Here is a 22,289-nt window from a genome sequence, read left to right as displayed (position 1 = left end):
AGCGAGGGCCGGGAGCGTTTGGGCTCCCGGGTCGCGGTGTTGCTTGAACCGCTTCGCGAGCAAGCTCACTCCTACAATTGAGCGAGCTGTTCGCGGGCAAGCGCGCCTACAGAGAGGCGCGCATACCGGCGGGTTTTACTGGCAGGCTTCGCAGTCCGGCTCGTCAATCGCGCAGGCTTTTGGCACTGGCGCTGGACCGGCCGGTGCCGCTTCGGCTGGGCGCGGGGCGGTGATCGCCGAGTCGTCCGGGCCGTGGCCACCGCTGGAAACGGCGTTCAGCTTGCCGGTGTTGATGGTCGACTTCTCGGTGCTGGTCGCGGCCAGGGCACGGAGGTAGTAAGTGGTTTTCAAACCACGGTACCAGGCCATGCGGTAGGTCACGTCCAGCTTCTTGCCCGAGGCGCCGGCGATGTACAGGTTCAGCGACTGGGCTTGGTCGATCCACTTCTGACGACGGCTGGCCGCGTCAACGATCCACTTGGTGTCCACTTCGAACGCGGTCGCGTAGAGGTCTTTCAACTCCTGCGGGATGCGCTCGATCTGCTGCACCGAACCGTCGTAGTACTTCAGGTCGTTGATCATGACCGAGTCCCACAGGTCGCGGGCTTTCAGGTCGCGAACCAGGTACGGGTTGATCACGGTGAATTCGCCCGAGAGGTTCGATTTCACGTACAGGTTCTGGTAAGTCGGTTCGATCGACTGCGACACGCCGGTGATGTTGGCGATGGTCGCGGTCGGTGCGATGGCCATGATGTTCGAGTTACGAATGCCTTTCTGAACGCGAGCACGCACAGGCGCCCAGTCCAGGCTTTCTTCCAGGTCGACGTCGATGTACTTCTGGCCACGCTGCTCGATCAGGATCTGTTGCGAATCCAGCGGCAGGATGCCTTTGGACCACAGCGAACCCTGGAACGTCTCGTAGGCACCGCGCTCGTCCGCCAGATCGCAGGACGCCTGGATCGCGTAGTAGCTGACGGCTTCCATCGAGCGGTCGGCAAATTCCACGGCCGCATCGGAACCGTAAGGAATGTGCTGCAGGTACAGCGCGTCCTGGAAGCCCATGATGCCCAGACCGACCGGACGGTGACGGAAGTTGGAGTTCTTCGCTTGCGGCACCGAGTAGTAGTTGATGTCGATTACGTTATCGAGCATGCGCACGGCAACGTCGATGGTGCGCTTGAGCTTGTCGGTGTCCAGCTTGCCGTCGACGATGTGGTTCGGCAGGTTGATCGAGCCCAGGTTGCAGACCGCGATCTCGTCCTTGTTGGTGTTCAGGGTGATCTCGGTGCACAGGTTTGAGCTGTGAACCACGCCGACGTGCTGCTGTGGGCTGCGCAGGTTGCACGGGTCCTTGAACGTCAGCCATGGGTGGCCGGTTTCGAACAGCATGGACAGCATTTTGCGCCACAGGTCTTTGGCCTGAATGGTCTTGAACAGCTTGACCTTGCCCGGGTACTCGGTCAGCGCTTCATAGTACTCGTAGCGCTCTTCGAAGGCTTTACCGGTGAGGTCGTGCAGATCAGGGACTTCGGACGGCGAGAACAGGGTCCATTTGCCGTCGTCGAAGACACGCTTCATGAACAGGTCAGGGATCCAGTTGGCGGTGTTCATGTCGTGGGTACGACGACGATCATCACCGGTGTTCTTGCGCAGCTCAATGAACTCTTCGATGTCCATGTGCCAGGTTTCCAGGTACGCACAGACAGCGCCTTTGCGCTTGCCGCCCTGGTTCACTGCTACGGCGGTGTCGTTCACGACTTTCAGGAACGGCACGACGCCCTGGGATTTGCCGTTGGTGCCCTTGATGTAAGAGCCCAGCGCGCGAACCGGGGTCCAGTCGTTGCCCAGACCGCCAGCGAATTTGGACAGCATGGCGTTGTCGTGGATGGCGTGGTAAATGCCCGACAGGTCATCCGGAACGGTGGTCAGGTAGCAGCTCGACAGCTGTGGACGCAGGGTGCCGGCGTTGAACAGTGTCGGGGTCGAGGCCATGTAGTCGAAGGACGACAACAGGTTGTAGAACTCGATGGCGCGGTCTTCGCGGGCTTTCTCTTCGATCGCCAGGCCCATGGCCACACGCATGAAGAAGATCTGCGGCAGTTCGAAACGGATGCCGTCTTTATGTATGAAATAACGGTCGTACAGGGTCTGCAGGCCCAGGTAGGTGAACTGCTGATCGCGCTCGTGGTTGATCGCCTTACCCAGTTTTTCCAGGTCGAATTCGGCCAGCACAGGGTTCAGCAGTTCGAACTGGATGCCTTTCTCGACGTAAGCCGGCAGCGCCTTGGCGTACAGGTCGACCATTTCGTGGTGGGTGGCGCTTTCGGCGACACCGAGGAAACCCAGGCCTTCGGCACGCAGGGTGTCCATCAGCAGGCGGGCGGTGACGAACGAGTAGTTCGGCTCACGCTCGACCAGGGTACGCGCGGTCATGACCAGTGCGGTGTTGACGTCGGTCAGCGCAACGCCGTCGTACAGGTTCTTCAGGGTTTCGCTCTGGATCAGGTCGGCATCGACTTCGGCCAGGCCTTCACACGCTTCAGTGACGATGGTGTTCAGGCGGCCCATGTCCAGCGGCGCGAGGCTGCCGTCTTTGGCGGTGATGCGAATCGACGGGTGCGCTTGCACCGGGGTTTCGCCAGCGGTGCGACCGGCACGCTCCTTGGAGCGCTCGTTGCGGTAGATCACGTAGTCGCGGGCAACTTTCTGCTCGCCGGCGCGCATCAGCGCCAGTTCGACCTGATCCTGGATTTCTTCGATGTGGATGGTGCCGCCCGACGGCATGCGGCGCTTGAAGGTCGCGGAGACCTGTTCGGTCAGGCGCGCAACGGTGTCGTGGATACGCGACGAAGCGGCAGCGGTGCCGCCTTCAACTGCGAGAAAGGCCTTGGTGATGGCGACGGTGATCTTGTCATCGGTGTACGCAACGACAGTGCCGTTACGCTTGATCACACGCAGCTGACCCGGCGCGGTGGCGGACAGGTCCTGCTGGGTCGCACCTGTCTGCGGCGCGGTGGCCTGCGGATTCTCGCGAGTTGTGTCGGTTTGCATGGGTGTCTCCACGTTCTCTAAGTTTGTTTGGGCGCCAAGTGCACGCCCACCGTTTCGTCTTGCGGCAGTGAACTGACAAACGTCAGGCCATGACTTCAGGACGAATGGGAAGGCGGATTTACCCTCCCTGGCGTTGAAGTCGAAAAGGGTGCCGGACTTAAGTCCGTCACCCCAAAAACTGTTGCAGAATGCGCATGTGATGTTGCAACTCGTGTACCGCTGCGCGCAGATCCCAAGGCTGGGTGGTCTGCCATTCGCGCTGGCGGGGTAGAGCGGTAGATTCGGGGGTTATTCAGCCCTTCGTACACAGGTAACGCGCGAGAAAAAAACCTTGAAATCGCGCCCTGACTTGTGTTTGAGATTTGGGCGAAAACCCCACATGTAGGGTCTCCGCCGTCGAAGGGCTACAAGATATGCGTTTCGGACACTTACTGCAACGCATGACCTGTGGATAAAGCTGTGTGTAATTTGTGTGTGAAACAGGGAAATCCCGTGTAGGCCGCATGGCGTCTGGGATGAGCGCTTTGTCGGCGGCCAAAATCATTTTTTCGGGAATTTTGCGGGCGTGAAGGCCATCGCAAAAGCCCGTTGGGCAAGCACTTTTAATAAGAAAAAACAAGGAGCCTCACCGTGCAGCCACAACCCTGGCAGGTGCTGATCGTCGAGGATGACCAGCGGCTGGCCGAACTCACCCGCGACTACCTCGAAAACAACGGCCTGCGCGTGAGCCTGGAAGGGGACGGCGCGCGGGCGGCCCGGCGCATCATCGACGAGCAGCCGGATCTGGTGATCCTCGACCTCATGCTCCCCGGCGAAGACGGCCTGAGCATCTGTCGCAAGGTGCGCAGCCACTATGACGGCCCGATCCTGATGCTCACCGCGCGCACCGATGACAGCGACCAGATTCAGGGCCTGGACATGGGCGCCGACGATTACGTCGGCAAACCGGTGCATCCCCGGGTGCTGCTCGCGCGCATCCATGCGTTGTTAAGGCGCAGCGAAACCGTCGAGAGCCCCGCCCAGCAACAGCACCGTCTGGAATTCGGCGCGCTGGTGGTGGACAACACCTTGCGTGAAGCCTGGCTCAACGACCAGAGCGTTGAGCTGACCAGCGCCGAATTCGACCTGTTATGGCTGTTGGTCGCCAACGCCGGGCGCATTCTCTCTCGCGAAGAAATCTTTACGGCCCTGCGCGGCGTCGGCTATGACGGCCAGGACCGCTCCATCGACGTGCGCATTTCGAAAATCCGCCCGCGCATCGGTGACGACCCCGACCACCCGCGCCTGATCAAGACCGTGCGCAACAAGGGTTACCTGTTCGTGCCCCACGCCGCCACGCAACTGCCCTCCCTCAAGCGCGGCGGCTGACCGATGCATTCCATCTTCCTGCGTATTTATGGCGGCATGCTCGGCGTTCTGGTGCTGGTGGCGTTGCTGGGCGTGCTGACCCTGCATCTGGTCAACGCCGTGCGCGCCGATCAGTACCGCGAACAACTGGCCCACGGCACCTTCACCCTGATGGCCGACAATCTGCGGGGCATGAATGACATTGAACGCACCCGCGCCCTCGCCGTGTGGGAACGCTTGCTGGGCATTCCACTGACGCTGGAAACCGCCGAGCACGCGCATCTGGATGGCAGCGCCCGCAGCCGGTTGAGTCGCGGGCAGGTGGTGGTCGAACAGACCGGCCCCCATGCCGCGCGTGTGTTTCGGGAGGTCGAGCCGGCGCTGTCGGGCAATCCGTCCAGCGGCTTGCTGCTGACCGGCGAGGTGCGGCAGATCAGCGAGCAGCTGGCCCGCGCGACGATCTTTCTGTTGCTCGACGAGCTGGTGCGTCTGCCGGTCGATGAGCAGCCGGCGCGGCTGGAAGCCTTGCACCAGAGCAAGGGGTTCGGCTTCGACATGCAGCTGATCCGGCTGGAAAAGCTGGATGTCGATGACGACCAGCGTCGGCGCATCGACGAGGGCGACACGGTGATGGCGCTGGGCAAGGGCGGCGATTCGATCCGCGTGCTGTCCGGCGTCGGTGAAACCCCGTGGGTACTGGAGATCGGTCCACTGTTCCAGATGAATCCCTATCCGCCGGAGCTGCTGATCCTCATCACCTTTCTCGGTCTGTGCCTGATCGGCCTTGTCGTTTACCTGCTGGTGCGTCGGCTTGAGCACCGGTTGCGCGGCCTGGAAGCGGCGGCCACGCAGATTGCCCAGGGCAGCCTGGAAACCCGAGTGCCCGCAGCCGGCGCGGACTCGGTCGGGCGGCTGGCGTCGGCGTTCAACGGCATGGCCGAGCACCTGCAGCGCTCGCTGATGATCCAGCGCGAATTGGTCCGCGCGGTGTCCCACGAGCTGCGCACGCCGGTGGCGCGGTTGCGTTTCGGGCTGGAGATGATCAACGACGCCACGACCCCGGAAGCGCGGCATAAATACATGGTCGGCATGGACAGCGATATCCAGGACCTCGACAAGCTGGTCGACGAGATGCTCACCTACGCGCGCCTGGAGCAGGGCGCGCCGACCCTGAATTTCCAGCGCATCGACCTCGACGCCCTGATCGATCAGGTGATTGCCGAACTGGCGCCGCTGCGGCCGCACATCAGCGTCAGGCGCGGCGACTGCGTTGATGCGCTGCATCGTATTGGGTCCGACGAGACGCATTGGGTTGAGGCCGAACCGCGTTACTTGCACCGCGCGCTGCAGAATCTGGTGAGCAACGCCATGCGCCACGCCGAGTCGGAGGTGCGCATTGGTTATCAGATGAGTGAGGCGCGCTGTCGCATCGACATCGAGGATGACGGCCCCGGTGTACCGGAAAGTGCCTGGGAACGGATCTTCACGCCGTTCATGCGCCTGGACGACAGCCGCACCCGGGCGTCGGGCGGCCACGGGCTGGGGTTGTCGATTGTGCGCCGCATCATCCACTGGCATGGCGGGCGTGCGCTGATCGGGCGCAGCCAAACCCTGGGCGGTGCGTGTTTCAGCCTGGCCTGGCCGCGTCAGCAGGGGGACGCTTGATGTTCGACGATGCGCTGGCCGGGTTTGCTCGCACGATGGTGGTCGATGAAATGCGGCCTGTGTCGACGTTGACCGAGCTGTTGCGGGATGAGGGTCTGGATCGCCTGCTGCTGAAGGTGTATGGGCCGAAACTGGTGAAGGACCAGTTGCCGGTGCTGGTGTCGCAGTGGATGAAGTACTACGCCATGCAGCTGATTCCGCCGGTGGTGGTGGCGAGTCTGGCCCATGGCGCGGGGTGGCCGCTAGGGCTGGACCGCCTGAGTTTCGCCCTGCACGAACGGGGCTATCTGGATGGGGTGCGGTTTCACGGGGACGTTATGGAGGTGTCGGTTTCGGAAAATCCGTTCGAGCGGTTTGCGCCGCTGCTGGAGAATCTGCAGCAGGTGATTGAACGCTTGAGTGCCTACGGTGATGTGCCGGCGGCCGTGCTGTGGGGCAACGCCGGGGATTATCTGGAGACCTGCTCGCGGCAGCTGTCTGCGGGGAGCGACGTTTCCGTTGTTGCGGGGTATGGGCTGTTGCGTGAAAGGCTCAGGCCGGATGGGCGACGCAATCCGCTGTTCAATGCGGTCACTTATATAGAAGAGCAGGACGGGCAATCCATTCGGCGGCGACGCACCTGTTGTCTAAGTTATCGGGTGGAGTGGGTGGGGCGGTGTGAGCATTGCCCGCTGGGTATGGCGGCCAGAAAATCAGTGGATCAACGGGCGCCTTCGTGAGCAAGCTCACTCCCACAATGTACTCCGCCGCACAGGAGGTTGAAGTCAGCCCCGAATTGCCACCAGACTCAACAGTTGCCCATCCTGCACGCTGAACTGCGCGTCCAGCTCCTTGCCGTTGTGCCATTCCGCCGACAGATCGATTTTCAGCCGCAGCCGCGCGTTGCCGTCGTCTGACCATTCCAGCAACTCGGCGTCTTCGAAATAGAAGCGCTTGAGCACGATGGGGTAGAGCGCCTTGAACAGGCTTTCTTTCAGGGAAAAGGTCAGGGTGACGAGTGTGGCCGCTTGATGTTCGGGCCCGGCGTTCAGTCGCTGCATTTCCGCCGGAGTCAGAATCTCACCGGCCAGGCGCACGGCGCGCTCGTTGCTCATCAACTGTTCGACGTCCAGGCCCAGCCCGCGCCAGTCCGCTTTGCGCGCAACGATCGCGGCGGCCCAGCCGGTGCTGTGGGTGATCGAACCGGTGACGTCTTCCGGCCAGACCGGCGCGCGGTCCTCGCCGATCAGCGGGACATGGGAGCGGCCGTCCAACTGTCGCATCGCCTCACGGGCGCACAAGCGACCGGCAAGAAACTCCGTCTGCCGCTTGGCCACCGAGCGCTGAATGGAGGCGGGCGGCTCGATGAGGCAGCGCTGGAAATCGCCGTCGATGAGCTTTTGCGGATCGAACCGACTGCTCACCAACACCACATCCGCCAGCCCATGGGGCAGGGGCCAGTGAGCGGTGAGGGCGGGGCAACAGTCGGGAAGTGTCGAGGGTCGAGTCATGCCCGGCATTCTGCCGGAACCGCGGCGTCGTGCGCAAAACCGGTTTGCCGTGAATTCCCAATCCAAAGTCATGCACAAAACCTGTAGGAGCCGGCTTGCTGGCGAATGCGGTGGGTCAGTACATGTTCAGGAGGGGTTCAGCGCTGGCTGGGTATGCTCCAAACCGTACCCAACAAGGCGCCTGGCGCCGGAGGACCTGCTCATGCTGACGTTCAACAAGCTCTTTCTGGCGCTGGCGTTTCTCGGCAGCAGCGCGGCGGCGCAAGCGGCTGATGGCAACGCGGACGTGTCCCGCACCGATTTCGGCAAGAACACCGAACGCGCCGACCGCCTCAACGGCCCGCGCCGCAGTCTCACCACCAGCAGCCAGGTTGGCAACTGGAGCCAGACGTTGAGCCAGCAGCCTGCTGCTGATCCCTACGCAGTCGGCTACGGAAATCTCACCGCCCGTGTCAACGGGATGAGCGTGCAAACGGGGAATCTTGCGGCGTCTTACAAGGTGCAGATGCCTTCGCCGGGCACGACTAGACTGTTCGACACCCGCTTACCGGTCCGTACCGTGCAGCAACCGCCCTCGCTGAGCTTGAGCGAGAGTCAGCACACCTATTTACCCGTCCACTACGTTTTATAAGCCGCCAGCCTGTTTTTCGCGGTGTCTGAATTGCACAATCGCTGCCGGGCTCGTCACACTGCACGCGCTCGGCAGCGCCTCGTTGAGACTCTTGAAACGAGAGGTATGCCTTTGCCTGGGAGAGCGTCATGAAATTGCTGGTTGTCGAAGATGAAGCCCTGCTGCGTCACCACCTACAGACCCGTCTGACCGAAAGCGGTCACGTCGTCGAAGCGGTGGGCAACGCCGAGGAAGCGCTGTATCAGGCGGGCCAGTTCAACCACGATCTGGCGGTCATCGACCTGGGCCTGCCGGGTGTGGGCGGTCTCGACCTGATCCGTCAGCTGCGCGTGCAGAACAAGGCGTTCCCGATCCTCATCCTGACCGCGCGCGGTAATTGGCAGGACAAAGTCGAAGGCCTGGCCGCCGGCGCCGACGACTACGTGGTCAAGCCGTTCCAGTTCGAAGAACTCGAAGCGCGCCTCAACGCCTTGCTGCGACGCTCCAGTGGTTTCACCCACTCGACCATCGTCGCCGGCCCGCTGAGCCTCGATCTCAACCGCAAGCAGGCGTCCCTGGACGAACAGCCCCTGGCGCTGACCGCCTACGAATACCGGATTCTCGAATACCTCATGCGCCACCACCAGCAAGTGGTCCCCAAAGAGCGCCTGATGGAGCAGCTCTACCCCGATGACGACGAGCGCGATCCGAATGTGATCGAAGTGCTGGTCGGTCGGCTGCGGCGCAAGCTCGAAGCGCCCGCCGGGTTCAAGCCGATCGACACCGTGCGCGGCCTGGGCTACCTGTTCACCGAGCGCTGTACATGATTCGTTCGCTGCGCCTGCGTCTGATGCTGGGCGCCGCGACCCTGGCCGTCATCTTCATGCTGCTGATGCTGCCGGCGCTGCAAAGCGCCTTCAGCCTGGCGCTGGAAAGCTCCATCGAAAAACGCCTGGCGTCGGACGTCACCACACTGATCTCTGCCGCCCGTGTCGAAGACGACCACCTGCTGATGCCGTCGTTATTGCCCGGCGAACAATTCGCCCTGCCCGACAGCCGCTTGCTCGGCTACATCTATAACCGCGCCGGCAAACTGGTGTGGCGCTCCCGGGCCACCGAAGACGAAGCCATCGACTACCAGCCCCGCTACGACGGCCGCGGCAACGAATTCGCGAAGATCCGCCAACCCAACGGCGACGAGTTCTTCGTCTACGACGTCGAAATCAAACTGCTCGGCGGGCGCAATGCCGCCTTCAGCATCGTCGCGCTGCAACCGGTGCGCGAATACCAGGAAACCATCTCCGGCCTGCGCCAGAAACTCTACCTGGGCTTCGGCGGCGCGCTGCTGGTTTTGTTGATTCTGCTGTGGGGCGGGCTGACCTGGGGCCTGCGGGCGCTGCGGGGCATGAGTCAGGAGCTGGATCAGGTCGAGGCCGGCTCGCGGGAAAGCCTCAGCGAAGAACACCCCAGCGAACTGCTGCGCCTGACCGACTCGCTCAACCGCCTGCTGAGCAGCGAACGCGAACAGCGCATTCGTTACCGCGACTCCCTCGACGATCTCGCCCACAGCCTGAAAACCCCGCTGGCCGTGTTGCAGGGCGTCAGCGAGCAAATCGCCAAACGACCGGAAGACCTGGAGCAGGCGCGGATTCTGCAATCGCAGATCGAGCGCATGAGCCAGCAGATCAGTTATCAACTGCAGCGCGCCAGCCTGCGTAAAAGCGGGCTGGTGCGTTATCACGTGGCCTTGAAACCTGTGGTGCAGAGCCTGTGCAACACGCTGGAAAAGGTCTACCGCGACAAGCGCGTCAACGTCGTGCTCGACCTGCCAGACAATTGCCAGGTCCAAATGGAAGAGGGCGCCTTGCTGGAAATGCTCGGCAACCTGCTGGAAAACGCCTACCGCCTGTGCCTCGGCGAGGTACGCGTGAGCTGGCGGTCATCGATGATGGGCGACGAGTTGTGCATCGAAGACGACGGCCCGGGTGTTCCGGAAAGCCAGCGCGCACGGATTCTCGAACGCGGCGAGCGACTGGACACGCAGAACCCGGGGCAGGGCATCGGTCTGGCGGTGGTCAAGGACATCATCGAAAGCTACGGCGCGCAGCTGACCCTGGGTGACTCGGAACTGGGCGGCGCGGCGTTCCGCATTCGGTTCGCGATCTAAGCGCACTCACGACACGCCAATCGAGGCGGATACCCGCCAGTGTGGCGGATGATTTGCCGCCAAACGGCGGAAAACCGCCACCACCTTCACCCCAACGTGTCTCCTGTTAACCAGATGGTTCACGTAATTCGGGCCTCTCACCTCATTTAACGATACTGGCACGGTGCTTGCGATGCACTGGGCAGAGGTCTGCCGCGCGCAGCTCGACAAAAACAAATCCCTCCGAGCAGGAGGGTTCGCACTTTAGGCGTCTCTGCAACCGGAATGCTGCAGACCGATGCTCTTGAGGAAACTGCAATGACGACTCGTCAGCCCATCTATAAATCCCTGTACGCCCAGGTGATCGTCGCGATCATCGTCGGTATCGCCCTCGGCCACTGGTATCCCGAAACTGCCGTAACCCTCAAACCGCTGGGTGACGGGTTCATCAAACTGATCAAAATGGTCATTGCGCCGATCATCTTCTGCACCGTCGTCAGCGGCATCGCTGGCATGCAGAGCATGAAATCCGTGGGCAAGACCGGCGGCTACGCGCTGCTCTACTTCGAAATCGTTTCGACCATCTCGCTGATCATCGGCCTGATCGTGGTCAACGTCGTCCAGCCGGGCGCTGGCATGAACATCGACGTGTCCACCCTTGACGCCTCCAAAGTCGCGGCCTACGTGACCGCCGGTAAAGACCAGAGCATCGTCGGCTTCATCCTCAACGTTATCCCGAACACCATCGTCGGCGCGTTCGCCAACGGCGACATTCTGCAAGTGCTGATGTTCTCGGTGATCTTCGGTTTCGCCCTGCATCGCCTGGGCGCCTACGGCAAGCCGATCCTGGATTTCATTGATCGCTTCGCCCACGTCATGTTCAACATCATCAACATGATCATGAAGCTCGCCCCGATCGGCGCGCTGGGTGCCATGGCGTTCACCATCGGTGCTTACGGCGTGAGCTCGCTGGTGCAATTGGGTCAGCTGATGCTGTGCTTCTACATCACCTGCCTGCTGTTCGTGCTGCTGGTGCTGGGCTCCATCGCCAAAGCCCACGGCTTCAGCATCCTCAAGCTGATCAAGTACATCCGCGAAGAGCTGCTGATCGTGCTGGGTACGTCGTCGTCCGAGTCGGCGCTGCCACGCATGCTGATCAAGATGGAGCGTCTGGGCGCGAAGAAATCCGTCGTAGGCCTCGTCATTCCGACCGGTTACTCGTTCAACCTCGACGGTACCTCGATCTACCTGACCATGGCTGCGGTGTTTATCGCTCAGGCCACCAACACCCACATGGACATTACCCATCAGGTCACCCTGTTGCTGGTGCTGCTGCTGTCGTCCAAAGGTGCGGCAGGCGTGACTGGCTCGGGCTTCATCGTGCTGGCCGCGACACTGTCGGCCGTAGGCCATCTGCCGGTGGCCGGTCTGGCGCTGATCCTGGGTATCGACCGCTTCATGTCCGAAGCCCGCGCCTTGACCAACCTCTGCGGTAACGCCGTGGCAACCCTGGTTGTCGCCAAGTGGGTCGGCGAGCTGGACGTTCCGCAAATGCAAGCCGAGCTGGCTTCCGGCGGTCGTGCCATCGACAACACCGCGCCGACTGACGACTTGGGTGTGACCGAAACGGCGCCAACCCCTGTTGTACGTTCGTAACATGCGTTAGCGGCAAAGGTTGTTCAGAAAGCCTGTCTTCGGACAGGCTTTTTTATGAGTTTTTTTGGCGCTGGCTGCTGGCTGCTGGCTACTCGGCAGGCGCGAAACCTGTGGGAGTCAGCTTGCTGACGAATGCGGTGGGTCAGACACAGGGGGGCCGACTGACCCAATGCCTTCGCGAGCAAGCTCGCTCCTACAATGGATCTGCATTGGCCGGTATTTTAGCGTCATGCACAAAACCTGCGGGAGTCAGCTTGCTGACGAATGCGGTGGGTTAGAACAGGGGGGCCGACTGACCCAATGCCTTCGCGAGCAAGCTCGCTCCCACAATGGACCTGCATTGGCCGGTATTTCAGCGTCAGGCGCGAAACCTGTGGGAGTCAGCTTGCTGACGAATGCGGTGGGTCAGACAAAGGCGGGCCGGCTGACCCAATGCCTTCGCGAGCAAGCTCGCTCCCACACTGGGTCTGCGGCAATCACTCCACTCGCGTCTCGCCGCTGAACACCAGAATCTCCCGGCAGCGCTTGCACAGATAGCGCCGGCCTTTGCGCACCAGCTTGTGTCGCTGGGCGGTGAAGGGGAAATCGCTCTCCGGGCACGGGCAGCGGTAGATGTAGCGGGTCACGCTGCGGCGCTGGATTTCGTAGGTGTGGCAGCGGTTGGGTGGCAGCTCGTAGACGCCGCGCATGATCAATTGCCATTCCTCGCCGTGGGGCTGAATGGTGTCGCCGAACAATTGATGAGCGACCAGGTGCGCCACCTCGTGGGGGACGGTCTGGCGCAGGAAGTCTTCGCTGTTTTCAAGGTACAGCTGCGGATTGAAGCGCAGCAGGTTCTCGTGCAGATGCGCCACCCCAGCCTTCTGGCCGCGCAACTTGACGCTCACGACCGGACGTTTGAAAGGGCGCTTGAAGAAATCTTCGGCTTGCTGGTAGCAGGATTCGACGCGCGTGTTGAGTGGTTCGAGCATGCTTCATCGGTCTCCAGAGGAGGCGAGTATGCCGCAAGCTTCTGTACCGCCAAAACCCGAAGCGCCGAATGGTCACCCGGTATTAACTGGTAAATTCCGGACCGATCCCGACGCCCCACAGCACCACGGTAAACGCCATGATCGCCACCAACACCACCAGCCCGACCGCCAGCACCGAGCTTGAGAACATAAAGCCGTCGTCCGGGTGTACGCCCATGAACACCGGCAAGCCGACGTACAGCAGGTACACCGTGTAGCAAACCGCCGCCAGCCCGACCATCATCCCCAGCCACATATGCGGGTACAGCGCCGCCAGCCCGCCGAGGAACAGCGGCGTCGCCGTGTAGGTCGCGAAGGCCACGCAGCGCCCAAGGCTGGGCGTGGCGTTATAGGTGCGCGCAATCCAGTGGATGAACCCGCCCATGACGCCGACCCCGCCGAGCATGGCGAGGTAGGACATCAACGCCATCCACACCGCGCTGTCGCTGGTCAGCATGACCGGCGCGCGCTCGCCGATCTGCCAGCCCACCTGCGTCGTGCCGATGTACGCCGACACTGCCGGAATCGCCGCCAGGATCAGCGTGTGGGTGAGGTACAGGTGGCCGATGCTTTCTTCATCCTCACTGCGTATTTGTTGCCATTCCTGATCGGGGTGGGTGAACAGCCCCAAGACGTGATGGATCATGTCCGTTACTCCCGTGAAGTGTGCCGCCGCCTCCAACGAAGCGCCTGACTGCTGATGCTGTCAGGACAAGGTCACAATCGATCAAGGGAAATGGCTGCGACCTCTCAGGTCAGTATAGAAAGCTGAGCACCCGAAAACCGTATGCGTTAGAGCGATTGAGGTGTTCAAGGGTCTTGTTAATAGCGATTGGCGATCGATGGCTATCCATAATGGGGGATGGCATTCACCCGCGACAGGCATTACTCCGGTCGGTCTTTTTGCGTAAAATGCCGACCCTTTCCCCACGTCTCTTCCCACCACAGCGAGCGGATACCAGCGCCATGGGCACCCTTTCAGTCAATCAGAACAAACTGCAGAAGCGTCTGCGTCGACTCGCGGGCGAAGCAGTGGCCGACTACAACATGATTGAAGAGGGCGACAAGGTGATGGTCTGTCTGTCCGGCGGCAAGGACAGTTACACCCTGCTGGATGTGCTGCTGCATTTGCAGAAAGTCGCGCCGATCAGATTCGACATCGTTGCGGTGAACATGGACCAGAAGCAGCCGGGCTTTCCCGAGCATGTGCTGCCGGCGTACCTGGAGCAACTGGGCGTCGAGTACCACATCGTCGAGAAGGACACCTACTCGGTGGTCAAAGAACTGGTGCCCGAAGGCCGGACCACCTGCTCGCTGTGTTCGCGCCTGCGTCGCGGCACGCTGTACACGTTTGCAGATGAAATCGGCGCGACCAAGATGGCCCTCGGTCACCACCGAGACGATATCGTCGAGACGTTTTTCCTGAACATGTTCTTCCAGGGCAGCATCAAGGCCATGCCGCCCAAGCTGCGCGCCGATGATGGCCGCAACGTGGTGATCCGACCGCTGGCGTACTGCGCCGAGAAGGACATTCAAGCGTATTCGGACATCAAGCAGTTCCCGATCATCCCGTGCAACCTGTGCGGTTCCCAGGAAAACCTGCAGCGTCAGGTGGTCAAGGAAATGCTTCAGGAATGGGACCGCAAAACCCCGGGCCGCTCCGACATGATTTTCCGCAGCCTGCAGAACGTCCATCCGTCGCAACTGGCGGACCGCAACCTGTTCGATTTCACCAACCTGCGCATCGACGAAACCGCCGCCTCGCGGTTTGTGAATGTGGTGAATGTGTAACGCCGACATCCTGGTTCCCGGCTAAAGCCGGTCCTACAATGGTCGCGAGTCCCGTCAGTAGGACCGGCTTCAGCCGGGAAGAGGCCGGTTCGAGCGCCATAGATCTGCGATCCAAACACACGGATCGGTTCACCCCAAAACCAAGGGCATCACAGCCCCACATCCGGCAGCACCGGCTTGTTCGCCAACGCCGTCTTCATCAACTTCTCCACATATTCCCGATCACTGTCCGGCAGCGCCAGACGCGGTGGGCGGGTGAGGGCGCTGCCGCGTTCCATGATGGCTTCGCACAGCTTGATGCACTGCACCAGGTCCGGACGCGCGTCCAGGTGCAGCAGCGGCATGAACCACTCATACAACGCCATCGCCTCGGCAAACCGCCCGGCCTTGGCCAGACGGAACAAGGTTTCGCCCTCTTTGGGAAAGGCGTTGGACATCCCCGAGACCCAGCCCACCGCGCCCACCGCAACGCTCTCCACCAACACATCATCCAGCCCGGCGAACAGCACAAAGCGGTCACCGACTTCGTTGCGCACGTCGATGAAGCGGTTGGTGTTGCCCGACGAATCTTTGAAACACACGATGGTGTCGCAGTCCGCCAGCGAGATGAGGATGTCTGGTGTGACGTCGTTCTTGTAGATCGGCGGGTTGTTGTAAACCATCATCGGCAGGTCGGTGGCGGCGGCCACGGTGCGAAAGTGCGTGGCGGTTTCGAAGGGCTTGGCCGAGTACACCAGCGCCGGCATCAGCATGATCCCGTCGGCACCGGCTTTCTGCACTTCTTTGGCGACCACGCTGGCATTGGCGCTGGTGAACTCGGCGATGCCGGAAATCACCGGAACGCGGCCGGCCGAGGCGTCTTTGGCGGTTTCCACCAGGCTGATCTTTTCAGCGACGCTCAACGAGGTGTTTTCCCCGACGGTGCCGCAGATCACCAGCCCGGACACGCCATCGCGGACTAGGTTGGAAATGACCTTGTGGGTCGCCTCCAGATTGAGGGAGAAATCGTCGTTGAATTGCGTGGTAACGGCAGGGAAGACCCCGCTCCAGGATACGGACTGGCTCATGATTGACTCCTGATTGAGTAAAGGTATTTCGTATACGTTTTAGTTTGGGCGAATCACGCCCAACGATTGCTGCGTTTAACCGTCATTTCAGGCTGCCCCCGATCCCTTGTAGGAGTGAGCTTGCTCGCGATGCGGTGTGTCTGCGACAGATGCGGTGACTGACACGACGCATCGCGAGCAAGCTCACTCCTACAGGGTTTTGCATTCATTCAGAAAAATCGGTTTCGCATTTATTGAAAGCAGCCGCAGCATTTACAGCTTCAACCCCACCGGCCAGGTGTCACTCAACTTGTACCCCTCCGGCCACGGGTCGCTCGGGTCGAGCATGTGCTGGTGCGTTCCGGTGATCCACGCCCGCCCGGACAGGCTTGGGATGATCGCCTTGCGCCCGGCCACTTCGGTCTCGCGCTGGATCTTGCAGTGAAACTCCGAACCGATAATTGAACGCCCGATAAACCGGTCGCCCACCTTCAGCTGGCCCTTCGCGTGCAACACCGCCAGCCGCGCGGAACAGCCGGTGCCACAGGGCGAGCGGTCGATCTTGCCCGGGCGAATCACCACCGCGTTCGCCGCATGGGCCACGCCGCCGTCAACACTCACCGGCGCTGCGATCTGGCAAAACGAGATGTGATTCCAGTCCTTGTTCAACGGATGGCTGAACCCCAGTTGCTCGTTGGCGGCCTTGGTGATTTTCAGGCCGGTTTCCACCAGGTCTTTCGCCTCATCGGCAGTCAATGCAAAGCCCAGCTTCACCGAATCGACGATGGCAAAACTGTCGCCGCCATAGGCCGTGTCGACCTGAATCGAACCCAGCCCCGGCACCTCGATCCACACGTCCAGTTGATCGGCGAAAGACGGGTGGTTGTGCACCTCGACGCTCGTCACCTTGCCATCGCGGCACTGGGCAATCGCCTCGATCAAGCCGCCCGGCGCTTCCAGAATCAGCCGGGTTTCCGGCTCGGTCATCGGCAGAATCCCGCTGTCCAGCAGCACCGTCGCCACGCACAGAGAATTGGAGCCGGACATCGGCGGCACGTCGGCGGGTTCCATGATGATCCAGCCCATCTGCGCCTTCAGGTGCTTGGGCGGTACCAGCAGATTGACGTGACGGAACACCCCGCCGCGCGGTTCGTTGAGCATGAAATTGCGCAGCACGTTGTCCTGCTCGATCCAGCGCGACTGCTCCCAGATCGTGTCCCCGGGCGGCGGCGCAACCCCGCCGACAATCACATCGCCCACCTCACCCTCGGCGTGACAACTGACCACATGAATCACTTTCGATGAGCGCATGACCTAAGGCCCTCCTGAAATGGCTCTAGTTGATTGATCGCAAAAAATCCGCCGTCTCCGGCCGTTGCGGGTTGCCGATCACCTGATCCGGCGTGCCGATCTCATGCACCAGCCCGTTGCGGAAAAACGCCACGCGGTCGGACACATCCCGAGCGAAGCGGATTTCGTGGGTCACCAGAATCATCGTCATGCCGTCCTCGGCCAGCATGCGCATGGTGTCCAGCACCTCGCCCACCAGCTGCGGATCGAGGGCCGACGTGGCCTCGTCAAACAGCATGTAATCCGGCGACATTGCCAGCGCCCGGGCAATCGCCATGCGCTGTTGCTGACCGCCCGACAATTTGCCGGGAAACACCTTGAGCTTGTCGCCCAGGCCCACATGGGTCAGTTGCTTGACCGCCAGCGCCTCGGCTTCGGCCTTGCTTTTGCCCAGCACGGTGCGCGGGGCGAGCATGACGTTTTCCAGCACCGTCAGATGGGGAAAGGCGTTCCACTGTTGAAAGACGATGCCGATCTTCTGCCGCAGCTTGTTGATGTCCGTGCCCCTGGCATGAACCTCGGTGCCGTCGACGCGAATGCTGCCGCTCTTGATCGATTCCAGGCCGTTGATGCACATCAGCAGCGTCGACTTGCCCGAGCCCGAACCGCCGATGATCGACACCACTTCGCCCTTGTTCACCTGCAGGCTCACGCCCTTGATGACTTCAAGCTCGCCGAAGGATTTGTGCACGTTGTCGATCTCAATCATTTTCCTGCCACCTCGTTTCCAGCCGGGCGCCTAACCGGGCGACCACCAGACTCATGACGTAATAAATCAGGCCGGCGATGCACAGCACCAACAGCGGCTCCTGAATGCGCGTGACGATGGTTTGCGAGGCGCGCAGCAGTTCGACGATGCCGATCCACATCACCAGCGCGGTGTCTTTCATCACCCCGAGCAGCAGGTTGATCCAGCCGGGAAATGCCACGCGGGTGGCCATCGGCATGACGATCTGGCGCAGGTCCTGCCAGTACGTCAGGCCCAGGGAACGGCTGGCGCGGCGCAGGCTGAGCGGAACCGACAGCACGCCGCTGCGCACGATCTCCGTGCAGTACGCGGTCACGTACAACCCCAACACCACACAGGCGACGGCGAAGGCGCTCCAGTTGAGGCCGACGATGCTTTTCAGCGCATTGAACAGCACGAACTGAATCAGCAACGGCACGCTGCGAAACACGTCCAGCAGCCAGGCCAGCGGAATCGTGCTGCGCGGCAGGAGGGCGCGGGCCATGCCGCAGACCACCCCGGCCAGCGTGCCGATGAACATCGACACCACCGTCAGCAAAATCGTGACCCAGGCGCCTTGAAGCATGAATTGCAGGTCGTTCCAGGTGAACGTGCTCTCGAACATGCCCATCTCCTCAGTACCGGAACAGCCGCCAGGACAGCAGCCGCGCAACGGCCACGATCAGCTTGGCGATCAGGTAATAGAGCACCGCCGCAATGGCGAAGAATTCGAAGGTGCGGAAGGTCTTGACGTTGTAATCCTGGGTCACGCCGGTGAGGTCATTGTTGAGGCCGACGATCACGCCCATCGAGGTCATCAGCACGGCCCAGACCATCTGGTTGGTCAGCGGATAGAAAACGATGCGCAGCAACTGCGGAATGACGATCAGTCGATAGGCCTGGGGCGCGCTCATGCCCAGCGACCGGGCAGCGCGCAACTGGGTATCAGGCACGGCCTTCAGACCACCGCGAAAGTTCTCCGCCAGATAGCCCGCGTTGTTGATGGTGATGCCGGCGAGTAACGCGGCCCACGAGCTGATGTGCAGGCCGAACGAGCCCAGGCCGAAATACAGGATGTACACCTGAAACAGCGACGGCGTGTTGCGCGCGATGGAAATCCAGGTCGCGGCGAAACCCCGGAACAGGCGGTTCTTGCCTTGGCGCATGAACACCAGAAACAGCGCGATGGTGACGCCGAGGATCATCGACAGCGCGGCGGTTTCGAAGGTGACCCACGCGCCGTTGAGCATGTCGGGCAGGGCTTTGAACGCTGCGCGCCAGTGGAAGTTGTAATCAAACATTTGCGCTGACCTCCGCCTGGTGCGCCGCCATCAACCAGGCCGGCAGGCGCCCGCTGGCAACGCCGGTGATGGCGCTGTCGACGCACTCGGCCAGGCTGGCGAAGTGCACGCGACGCCCCACCAGGCCGGGGGCGTAGTGCGCGTATTTGCCGGAGTTGGTCATCAGGTTGCGCGCGGTCGGCGGAATGACGGGCTCGCCGAGCATGCACCAGCAGGTGTCAGTGACGAACTGAACGCCGAAGTTTTCGAGCGTTTGCACATAGCCGGCCTGTTGCGCGCGCTCCAGGGTGGCGCGGCCGCAGGTAATCACGATCGCCACGTTTTCGTGTTTGCGCTGGCTGCTACACAGGTGCGCCAGCGTCGCGCATTCGCTTAGGGAAAAATGCGGATTGCCCAAGGTCACGGCGTCCACTGCTGGCGTCTGCGCGCTGTTCAGTTCGCGCCAGCTGTGCAGCAAGTCCGCGGGGCTGACGCTCAGGGTTTTGTCCGGCGCGTGCCCGCCCAGCGCCAGCTCGGCGGTGGTGGCTTCGGGGGTTACGCCGGTGATATGAAACATCGGCGCAGCAGAGGTGGTGGCGAATGCCGCGCCAAATGCCTTGAGGTCATCCAGCGTCGGCGCCTTGGTTTCCAGCCCGCAGATCACCGGGATCGAGGCGCCGCAGAGCAACCCGACGTGATAACCGAAGAGCGGGTAGAAACTGTCGTCGACGCCGTCCAGTGCAGGGACATCGATGCGCAGAGTCGCCAGCCGTTGCTGGGTCAGGTGGCAGCCGATCTTCGGTGCGCGGCCGGTAAGGGCGATGCAGATGTCGAGGTAATCGGGGTATTTCAGGGTGCGCGCGCCAATCACGCTGTTGGCGTACACCACGGCGTTGGATTCGGCCCAGACGATCTGCTCCCCCAGCTCCGGTGCACTGTCCAGCAGGTACGGCGCGCAGGTAAAACTCACCCGCGCGCCCATCTCCAGATACGCATCGCCCAGCTGACTGGCCGGCTCGCCGAGGGCCGGATCAACGCCCAGTTCGCGCCAGCGTCGCTTGTCCACGGAGATGGAATTGAGGGTGGTCGGCACACGGACCCTGGCGCCCCAGGCCACCAGCTGCCGGGCGAACCGCAGGCTGGCCGGCCCGGTGTAGATGCAGCCGTCGATGTGCGCCTGGGTGATGTCCAGCAGTTCGGTCGCGCCTTGCAGCTCGGCCATGCGCAGGATGATGCCCATCGCCACTTGCGCGGCTTTGCCGTAAGCGCCGTCGAGAAAGCCCTGGTCGGTTTCGGTGAGTGAAATCTGGCTGAGCGGGCGATGACTCGTCTGGTTCGTTTGATCGCGAAGAAGTGGAGGCGGAGGGCTGGAAAAGCCGCTCACGCGGTCATCCTCGACCCGCACGAAAGCGGTGTTCCGCAGCGCCGCAAAACCCGCTTCTCCGAGGCTGATCACCGGAATCGAATGGCCGAACATTTGCTCGGCGATCAGCACGCCGAGGGTGAGGATGTCTTCGACGCGTTCGAAGACCAGTGCGGCCGGTGCGTGGCCGTTGAGGATCAGTTCCAGCAACACGCTGCTGCCGGTGCACGAGCCGCGCCCGCTGGGAATGGCCAGCACCCGGCCGCTGATGAACTGGCCGCTGAGGGGGTGATGACGGTCGATGACTTCACCGGTAAACGGTTCGACCCCGCCCCAGAAACTCAGGCCCACGTCGGCATACAGCAATTCGCCCTGGGCGCTGCCGGTGACGAGACAGCGCCCGTTCAACGAGACTTCAGACATCGTGGGCTCCTGAATGAATGACCCGTTTCTGAGGATGACGCCGATGATCGTTCCCACGCTCCGCGTGGTAATGCCGCTTGCGACGCTCTGCGTTGTGCGTTTTGACGCGGAGCGTCAGGGGCTGCATTCCCACGCAGAGCGTGGGAACGATCAGCGTCAGGGGCTGCATTCCCACGCAGAGCGTGGGAACGATCAGGCGATCACTTGCGTGCGCCAACTCAGTAATAGACGCCCGGCACGGTCAGATCCACCGGCTTGCCGCCCACCCACTTTTCATACAGCTCGGCATAGCGTCCCGAGCGCACTTGCTGGTTCACAAACAGGTTCAGGTAATGAATCAGCCCGTACTCGTTACGCTTGGCTGCAAGGGAAACATAGTCGATGGTGTAGGGCGCGTTACCGGCAATCTTCAGGCCTTTGTACTTGCCGGACTTGATCGAGGCAGCCGCGACGGTGTTGGTCACCACCGACGCTTTGATGTGGCCCTGGGCGACGGCGAGGATGGTGTCGTTCTGGGTCTGGTACGCGCGGAAACTGCCGCTGCCCCATTTCTTCTGATCCTTCTCCAGCGCGATGGCTTCGAACGTGCCGCTGGTGTTGCCGACATCCTTGCCCTTGAGGTCGTCGTAGCTGTTGATGCCAGCGTCGTCGCGGGTCAGCACCACCATCTGGAAGGCGAAATAGGGGATGGTCATGCCCACGGTTTTCGCCCGCTCCAGGGTGTCCGAGGTCGACGCCACGATCACGTCGGCGCGCCCTGAAACCAACGCAGGAATGCGGTCCGGAAACGGCGTTTCCACCACCTCGGCAGTCACGCCCAGCACCTTCGCCAGGTCGTTGCAGTAATCGACGTCAAATCCGACCGGGTTGTTCTTGTCGTCACGGGACCCCATCGGCGGGAAGTCCAGGGTCACGGCGCATCGCAGTTTGCCGGAGTCGATGATGTCATCGAGCTTGTCGGCCAGCGCGGTGTTGATAAAAGAAGAGCTCATGACGGCGAGGAGGGCGACGGCGACAGCTTGGTTTTTCATAGAAGCCTCGGTGCGTGCAAAGGGAGAAACGGTCGGATAAGTAATTTCGTATACGATATTTCATATGCACGCAGCGTGCCTGTTTCGCCAGCATGCCGTGCAGGGCTCTGGATCAGCGGGCCGGGGTTTGGATAGGTGTTCCAGGAGCGCGGTGCGGTGTTACATAAAGGAGCAGGAATGAGCAGCGTGCTTCATTGATGCACGTTGGTGTACCGCGGCGTGAATGCATCCTCCCCGATGACTCGCCCCGGTAGGAGTGAGCTTGCTCGCGAAGACTGCACGTCAGACGCTAAAGATGTTGTG

At 61.7% G+C, this 22,289-nt stretch carries 19 protein-coding genes; 8 read left to right on the top strand and 11 right to left on the bottom strand.

From position 1 onward, the window contains the following. Positions 1 to 135 precede the first annotated feature (135 nt). Positions 136 to 3,051, bottom strand: a complete 2,916-nt coding sequence (locus tag FX982_RS01235) for a ribonucleoside-diphosphate reductase subunit alpha (protein ID WP_172609336.1) — start codon at positions 3,049 to 3,051, stop codon at positions 136 to 138. A 630-nt stretch (positions 3,052 to 3,681) separates the two neighbouring features. Between FX982_RS01235 and FX982_RS01230 the strand changes: the two genes are divergently transcribed. The 3 genes from FX982_RS01230 to fhuF are packed head-to-tail and all read left to right on the top strand — an operon-like array spanning position 3,682 to position 6,782. Then, on the top strand, positions 3,682 to 4,419 hold the full coding sequence (locus tag FX982_RS01230; RefSeq protein WP_172609335.1) for a response regulator: 738 nt from the start codon (positions 3,682 to 3,684) through the stop codon (positions 4,417 to 4,419). Positions 4,420 to 4,422: 3 nt separating this feature from the next. After that, the gene (locus FX982_RS01225; protein ID WP_172609334.1) at positions 4,423 to 6,063 is read left to right on the top strand and encodes an ATP-binding protein; all 1,641 of its coding nucleotides are present in this window, start codon (positions 4,423 to 4,425) and stop codon (positions 6,061 to 6,063) included. Next, positions 6,021 to 6,782, top strand: coding sequence for a siderophore-iron reductase FhuF (fhuF, locus tag FX982_RS01220; protein ID WP_172609333.1), 762 nt, complete (start codon positions 6,021 to 6,023; stop codon positions 6,780 to 6,782). Before FX982_RS01225 ends, fhuF begins: the two co-directional genes overlap by 43 nt. 45 nt (positions 6,783 to 6,827) lie before the next feature. Here fhuF and FX982_RS01215 read toward each other — a convergent pair whose 3' ends face one another. Next, positions 6,828 to 7,553, bottom strand: a complete 726-nt coding sequence (locus FX982_RS01215; protein WP_216843206.1) for a 4'-phosphopantetheinyl transferase family protein — start codon at positions 7,551 to 7,553, stop codon at positions 6,828 to 6,830. 202 nt (positions 7,554 to 7,755) lie between these two features. On the opposite strand from FX982_RS01215, the gene FX982_RS01210 reads away from it, so the two are divergent. The 4 genes from FX982_RS01210 to FX982_RS01195 all read left to right on the top strand — a co-directional run bounded on the left by FX982_RS01210 (position 7,756) and on the right by FX982_RS01195 (position 11,965). Beyond that, a complete protein-coding gene (locus FX982_RS01210; RefSeq protein ID WP_172609332.1) occupies positions 7,756 to 8,184 on the top strand; it encodes a hypothetical protein in 429 nt (142 codons plus the stop codon). Positions 8,185 to 8,312: 128 nt separating this feature from the next. Then, entirely contained in the window at positions 8,313 to 8,990 is a 678-nt protein-coding gene (locus tag FX982_RS01205) for a response regulator transcription factor (RefSeq protein ID WP_122535748.1), read from the top strand. Next, on the top strand, positions 8,987 to 10,330 hold the full coding sequence (locus tag FX982_RS01200) for an ATP-binding protein (protein WP_172609331.1): 1,344 nt from the start codon (positions 8,987 to 8,989) through the stop codon (positions 10,328 to 10,330). Before FX982_RS01205 ends, FX982_RS01200 begins: the two co-directional genes overlap by 4 nt. A gap of 297 nt (positions 10,331 to 10,627) precedes the next feature. Continuing rightward, positions 10,628 to 11,965: a dicarboxylate/amino acid:cation symporter gene (locus tag FX982_RS01195; protein WP_172609330.1), complete on the top strand. Its 1,338-nt coding sequence runs from the start codon at positions 10,628 to 10,630 to the stop codon at positions 11,963 to 11,965. A gap of 476 nt (positions 11,966 to 12,441) precedes the next feature. On the opposite strand, the gene FX982_RS01190 is transcribed toward FX982_RS01195, so the two are convergent. Together FX982_RS01190 and FX982_RS01185 are read right to left on the bottom strand one after the other, a co-directional pair. Then, positions 12,442 to 12,936 carry a SprT family zinc-dependent metalloprotease gene (locus FX982_RS01190; RefSeq protein WP_122535745.1) on the bottom strand — a complete coding sequence of 165 codons (495 nt, stop codon included), beginning with the start codon at positions 12,934 to 12,936 and terminating at the stop codon, positions 12,442 to 12,444. Positions 12,937 to 13,018: 82 nt separating this feature from the next. Beyond that, positions 13,019 to 13,621, bottom strand: a complete 603-nt coding sequence (locus tag FX982_RS01185; RefSeq protein ID WP_172609329.1) for a Yip1 family protein — start codon at positions 13,619 to 13,621, stop codon at positions 13,019 to 13,021. Between the two features lie 320 nt (positions 13,622 to 13,941). On the opposite strand from FX982_RS01185, the gene ttcA reads away from it, so the two are divergent. Then, positions 13,942 to 14,766: a tRNA 2-thiocytidine(32) synthetase TtcA gene (gene ttcA / locus FX982_RS01180; RefSeq protein ID WP_172609328.1), complete on the top strand. Its 825-nt coding sequence runs from the start codon at positions 13,942 to 13,944 to the stop codon at positions 14,764 to 14,766. A gap of 149 nt (positions 14,767 to 14,915) precedes the next feature. Here the strand turns inward: ttcA and FX982_RS01175 are convergent, their stop codons facing one another. The 7 genes from FX982_RS01175 to FX982_RS01145 all read right to left on the bottom strand — a co-directional run bounded on the left by FX982_RS01175 (position 14,916) and on the right by FX982_RS01145 (position 21,986). Next, positions 14,916 to 15,833 (bottom strand): dihydrodipicolinate synthase family protein, encoded by a 918-nt coding sequence (locus tag FX982_RS01175; protein ID WP_172609327.1) that lies wholly within the window; start codon positions 15,831 to 15,833, stop codon positions 14,916 to 14,918. 252 nt (positions 15,834 to 16,085) lie between these two features. Next, complete coding sequence (locus tag FX982_RS01170) at positions 16,086 to 17,123, bottom strand: trans-3-hydroxy-L-proline dehydratase (protein WP_172609326.1); 1,038 nt, start codon at positions 17,121 to 17,123, stop codon at positions 16,086 to 16,088. Between the two features lie 25 nt (positions 17,124 to 17,148). Then, positions 17,149 to 17,871: an amino acid ABC transporter ATP-binding protein gene (locus FX982_RS01165; protein ID WP_065992809.1), complete on the bottom strand. Its 723-nt coding sequence runs from the start codon at positions 17,869 to 17,871 to the stop codon at positions 17,149 to 17,151. After that, positions 17,864 to 18,514 (bottom strand): amino acid ABC transporter permease, encoded by a 651-nt coding sequence (locus FX982_RS01160; RefSeq protein WP_122535740.1) that lies wholly within the window; start codon positions 18,512 to 18,514, stop codon positions 17,864 to 17,866. Before FX982_RS01160 ends, FX982_RS01165 begins: the two co-directional genes overlap by 8 nt. A 10-nt stretch (positions 18,515 to 18,524) precedes the next feature. After that, the gene (locus FX982_RS01155) at positions 18,525 to 19,190 is read right to left on the bottom strand and encodes an amino acid ABC transporter permease (protein ID WP_065992814.1); all 666 of its coding nucleotides are present in this window, start codon (positions 19,188 to 19,190) and stop codon (positions 18,525 to 18,527) included. Further along, positions 19,183 to 20,955: a cis-3-hydroxy-L-proline dehydratase gene (gene lhpI / locus FX982_RS01150; RefSeq protein ID WP_172609325.1), complete on the bottom strand. Its 1,773-nt coding sequence runs from the start codon at positions 20,953 to 20,955 to the stop codon at positions 19,183 to 19,185. The genes FX982_RS01155 and lhpI overlap by 8 nt, the downstream gene beginning before the upstream one ends. 218 nt (positions 20,956 to 21,173) lie before the next feature. Further along, positions 21,174 to 21,986: an ABC transporter substrate-binding protein gene (locus FX982_RS01145; protein ID WP_172609324.1), complete on the bottom strand. Its 813-nt coding sequence runs from the start codon at positions 21,984 to 21,986 to the stop codon at positions 21,174 to 21,176. Between the last annotated feature and the right edge of the window lie 303 nt (positions 21,987 to 22,289).

Source organism: Pseudomonas graminis (assembly GCF_013201545.1).
GTDB lineage: Bacteria > Pseudomonadota > Gammaproteobacteria > Pseudomonadales > Pseudomonadaceae > Aquipseudomonas.
Note: the sequence above shows the minus strand (reverse complement) of the source record. Positions and strands in the feature narration are given on the sequence as shown.

What these genes read in the sequence shown, in the direction of transcription:
- FX982_RS01235 (WP_172609336.1), bottom strand. Translation starts at nt 3,051, where the DNA reads ATGCAAACCGACACAACTCGCGAGAATCCGCAGGCCACCGCGCCGCAG.
- FX982_RS01225 (WP_172609334.1), top strand. Translation starts at nt 4,423, where the DNA reads ATGCATTCCATCTTCCTGCGTATTTATGGCGGCATGCTCGGCGTTCTG.
- FX982_RS01215 (WP_216843206.1), bottom strand. Translation starts at nt 7,553, where the DNA reads ATGACTCGACCCTCGACACTTCCCGACTGTTGCCCCGCCCTCACCGCT.
- FX982_RS01210 (WP_172609332.1), top strand. Translation starts at nt 7,756, where the DNA reads ATGCTGACGTTCAACAAGCTCTTTCTGGCGCTGGCGTTTCTCGGCAGC.
- FX982_RS01205 (WP_122535748.1), top strand. Translation starts at nt 8,313, where the DNA reads ATGAAATTGCTGGTTGTCGAAGATGAAGCCCTGCTGCGTCACCACCTA.
- FX982_RS01200 (WP_172609331.1), top strand. Translation starts at nt 8,987, where the DNA reads ATGATTCGTTCGCTGCGCCTGCGTCTGATGCTGGGCGCCGCGACCCTG.
- FX982_RS01195 (WP_172609330.1), top strand. Translation starts at nt 10,628, where the DNA reads ATGACGACTCGTCAGCCCATCTATAAATCCCTGTACGCCCAGGTGATC.
- FX982_RS01190 (WP_122535745.1), bottom strand. Translation starts at nt 12,936, where the DNA reads ATGCTCGAACCACTCAACACGCGCGTCGAATCCTGCTACCAGCAAGCC.
- FX982_RS01185 (WP_172609329.1), bottom strand. Translation starts at nt 13,621, where the DNA reads ATGATCCATCACGTCTTGGGGCTGTTCACCCACCCCGATCAGGAATGG.
- ttcA (WP_172609328.1), top strand. Translation starts at nt 13,942, where the DNA reads ATGGGCACCCTTTCAGTCAATCAGAACAAACTGCAGAAGCGTCTGCGT.
- FX982_RS01175 (WP_172609327.1), bottom strand. Translation starts at nt 15,833, where the DNA reads ATGAGCCAGTCCGTATCCTGGAGCGGGGTCTTCCCTGCCGTTACCACG.
- FX982_RS01170 (WP_172609326.1), bottom strand. Translation starts at nt 17,123, where the DNA reads ATGCGCTCATCGAAAGTGATTCATGTGGTCAGTTGTCACGCCGAGGGT.
- FX982_RS01165 (WP_065992809.1), bottom strand. Translation starts at nt 17,871, where the DNA reads ATGATTGAGATCGACAACGTGCACAAATCCTTCGGCGAGCTTGAAGTC.
- FX982_RS01160 (WP_122535740.1), bottom strand. Translation starts at nt 18,514, where the DNA reads ATGTTCGAGAGCACGTTCACCTGGAACGACCTGCAATTCATGCTTCAA.
- FX982_RS01155 (WP_065992814.1), bottom strand. Translation starts at nt 19,190, where the DNA reads ATGTTTGATTACAACTTCCACTGGCGCGCAGCGTTCAAAGCCCTGCCC.
- lhpI (WP_172609325.1), bottom strand. Translation starts at nt 20,955, where the DNA reads ATGTCTGAAGTCTCGTTGAACGGGCGCTGTCTCGTCACCGGCAGCGCC.
- FX982_RS01145 (WP_172609324.1), bottom strand. Translation starts at nt 21,986, where the DNA reads ATGAAAAACCAAGCTGTCGCCGTCGCCCTCCTCGCCGTCATGAGCTCT.